The 3,001-nt window shown below is 37.8% G+C and carries 4 protein-coding genes; 2 read left to right on the top strand and 2 right to left on the bottom strand.

Features of this window, described 5'->3' with window-relative positions; all coding sequences use genetic code 11:
• Positions 1-24 precede the first annotated feature (24 nt).
• A complete protein-coding gene (locus tag EWV66_RS06515) occupies positions 25-870 on the top strand; it encodes an IS5 family transposase (protein ID WP_052275241.1) in 846 nt (281 codons plus the stop codon).
• A 442-nt stretch (positions 871-1,312) separates the two neighbouring features.
• Here the strand turns inward: EWV66_RS06515 and EWV66_RS06510 are convergent, their stop codons facing one another.
• Both EWV66_RS06510 and EWV66_RS06505 read right to left on the bottom strand, forming a co-directional pair.
• Positions 1,313-1,624, bottom strand: coding sequence for a HigA family addiction module antitoxin (locus tag EWV66_RS06510; protein ID WP_287108589.1), 312 nt, complete (start codon positions 1,622-1,624; stop codon positions 1,313-1,315).
• 46 nt (positions 1,625-1,670) lie between these two features.
• Positions 1,671-1,949 carry a type II toxin-antitoxin system RelE/ParE family toxin gene (locus EWV66_RS06505; protein WP_002785804.1) on the bottom strand — a complete coding sequence of 93 codons (279 nt, stop codon included), beginning with the start codon at positions 1,947-1,949 and terminating at the stop codon, positions 1,671-1,673.
• A 503-nt stretch (positions 1,950-2,452) separates the two neighbouring features.
• Here EWV66_RS06505 and EWV66_RS06500 point away from each other — a divergent pair.
• On the top strand, positions 2,453-2,905 hold the full coding sequence (locus EWV66_RS06500; protein ID WP_260441228.1) for an HPP family protein: 453 nt from the start codon (positions 2,453-2,455) through the stop codon (positions 2,903-2,905).
• Positions 2,906-3,001 lie beyond the last annotated feature (96 nt).

Raw genomic sequence — 3,001 nt, 5'->3', positions numbered from 1 at the left:
TAAAGTAAAACACTCAGAAAAACAATGACTTACGAAAAAGTAAAAAATTTGAATCCAGAAGAGTTTAAACGCTTTTGTGGAGTATATCCTGAAACATTTAAGGATATGGTGAAAGTTCTGGCCGCCGAAAAAGTTCTGCAAAAAAAATCGGGAAGACCAAGTAAATTAAGTTTAGAAGACCAAATCTTGATGACCTTAGAGTATTTGCGGGAATATAGGACTTATTTCCATCTCGCAATTAACTGGGAGATTAATGAGACAACAGCCCTACGAATCACTAGAAGGGTAGAAGGTATTCTCATGAAATCAGGATTATTTAATCTGCCAGGTAAAAAGACAGTTCAACAAGCCAATAGTGACCTAGAGGTAGTGGTAGTAGATGTAGCAGAGCATGAGATAGAAAGACCTCAAAAGAAGCAGAAAGATTACTATAGCGGGAAACAGGGCTATCATACAATAAAATCTCAAGTTCTTGCGGCTCAAAAAACAGGAATGATAATCTGTACCGCTCATGGAAAGGGAAGAATACATGACTTTAACCTTTGGAAAAATAGTCAAATTGGGATAGATAAAAGTATTGAATGTTTAGCAGATAAGGGCTATCAAGGAATCCAAAAACAGCATGAAAATAGTAGGATTCCTGACAAAAAGAAGAAAAATCAAGAATTAAGTTCAGAAGAGAAAGAATTTAATCGCCAGTTATCAAGAGAAAGAATTATTATCGAACATATTCACAGAAGTCTGAAGATATTTAGAATTTTATCATCAAGATATAGGAATCGGAGACGGCGTTTTGGTCTGAGATTTAATTTAATCGCTGGCATTTACAACTATGAACTTGCTTTAGGCTATCATCAAGTAGCTGAATAAGACTTTTGCAGGAGGTCTATTCATTCATTGAAGTTGATAAGTCTAGGTAATCTAATATCCTCTGCCAGATTAGCACTTAATTGGGGATAGATCATCTACTTCTTACATTAGTATGATCGCTGCTCTGGTAGTGGTGGAGGGTTCATAAAAAAATGTGCTAATCGGCATAACAGACTTATTGTCGTGTTATTGGGAAAGTTTCTTGCGATCGCTATATTTGAGAGTAATATAGGAAAAGATTCTGAAAAAAATGCTTATTTGGCGTGATATATGGAAATTTTCTGGATAATATCTAGTTAGGCTGCTTAAATTTTTGGTGAGATAGTATTTTAAGTTTATCTGTCAAATCTTCAGCAGAATGCTATATGAACTCTTATCTCGACAGGTAAGAGTTCATATCACAATTTAAACTTAGCTAACAAGCCAGGATAGATGTATCCCGTTATGCTATCGTTGGCAATTTTTTATATTCTTCCTTATGCTTTTGTATCGCATCCCAGATGTCAACCTTTTGCTGAAGGTTGAGCCAAAGTTGAGGACCATTCCCTAAGGTTTGCCCAATACGAATTGCCATGTCCACCGTGATTGGTCTTCGACCTTTAATAATTTCATTAACAGTGCGCCGAGACACACCGAGAAGCTCAGCAAAGGTTGTTTGAGTCATTTCAAGATCTTCAAGCACATCTGAAATGACCTCTCCAGGATGTACTGGTCTTATTTGCCTCCCATTAATAATGTCTTGTAAGTCTTTCATAAATTATTTTCCTGCTTGAATCAAAACTCTTTGTTTTTCGTTATAGTCAGTGATAATCTTCAAGGTTTAAATCGTAGGCATCATTATTGATAAATGTGAAAGTAATACGCCAGTTACCTGATACCTTTATTGACCAAGTTTCTCTTCTATCCCCTTTAAGCTGGTGTAAATCATAACCCGGTATTTTAAGGTCATCTATAGCTGTTGCAGAATCTATCACTTCAAGTCTTCTCCTTATTCTTTTTTCTAAATCTTTGGGTACACCTTTTGCATTACCTTCTTTTAATAATCTTTCTAATGCCTTATTTCTAAAAGTTTGTATCATTCAATGGATTTCTCCTATATTTGATATTAAATCTTCGTCTATAAAAGTTTAATGAGAGTTTAATCTTATACATAAATATATTTTTTGTAACTTTGTAGGTTACAACTCTACTGTAATGTGGAAGGTTACAAATGTCAAGGCTCAAACTACTATGAAAGCAAAAGGGGTTCTAACAAAAGGGGTTCTAGCAAATGCGGCTCTCTTCGGTTTGGTGGGTAAAATGTATTCTAAGATACAGTCTTGCGGGCGAGCGAGTGGAAGGAACCACAGAGACACAGAGGACACAAAGATCGATCACTACTATATAAGTTAAACTGACCACACAAAGAATAAGAGAGCCTCTAGGCTTTGCAAGGAATCAAAAAGCTTGGAACCTAATTTTTGCTGCTATAGATGCCTCTGAATGAACATCATAATCAAAAAATCTGTAAATTTGAATACTTTTTCAAAGTTTCTTGAGGAAGTCATGATATTCTAACTTCAGTAACAATTATTACCATTTTATGCTCTCCTACAAAAAGATTCGATCGATGTGGGAAAACTATTGGTTCAAAATCTTCCACCGATGGCGCTCCTGCTCTTTAGCCTGTCCAGTCGAGAAGCCTCATCATCGACACGTTTTTTGGAGTTGGTTCGGCAGTTTTATGGCAATCTCGATTTGTGCTTACCTGACGATGGAAACGAATTCGCCCTTGCTGATGGCTCCGTTTGGTGCCACCAGTGTTTTGATTTTCGGCGCTCCCGATAGCCCATTGGCGCAACCGCGTAATGTCATCGGCGGGAATGTCTTAGGGGCGCTTGTCAGTCTAACACTTCTGCATTTTTTCGGGGCTTCACCTCTAGTCGTTGGCATGGCAGTATCGCTAACGATAGGCATTACGCAACTTACCGGAACGTTGCATCCTCCCGCAGGTGCTGTTGCCTTAGTTGTGATGTTGACATCCTCGCCGCCCTAAAAGTGCGGCGATTCCTAAACCTCACGATTTAAGTTTCTGCTTCCACCACCGTCGCATACCACAGTTAAAAAACCATGTACTGTCTTACACAGAGTC

The sequence above is a fragment of the Microcystis sp. M_OC_Ca_00000000_C217Col genome (genome assembly GCF_007095585.1).
Lineage (GTDB): Bacteria > Cyanobacteriota > Cyanobacteriia > Cyanobacteriales > Microcystaceae > Microcystis > Microcystis panniformis.
Note: the sequence above shows the minus strand (reverse complement) of the source record. Positions and strands in the feature narration are given on the sequence as shown.

Coding starts and splice junctions, on each gene's coding strand:
- EWV66_RS06515 (WP_052275241.1), top strand. CDS start 25: ATGACTTACGAAAAAGTAAAAAATTTGAATCCAGAAGAGTTTAAACGC.
- EWV66_RS06510 (WP_287108589.1), bottom strand. CDS start 1,624: ATGAAAGACTTACAAGACATTATTAATGGGAGGCAAATAAGACCAGTA.
- EWV66_RS06505 (WP_002785804.1), bottom strand. CDS start 1,949: ATGATACAAACTTTTAGAAATAAGGCATTAGAAAGATTATTAAAAGAA.
- EWV66_RS06500 (WP_260441228.1), top strand. CDS start 2,453: ATGCTCTCCTACAAAAAGATTCGATCGATGTGGGAAAACTATTGGTTC.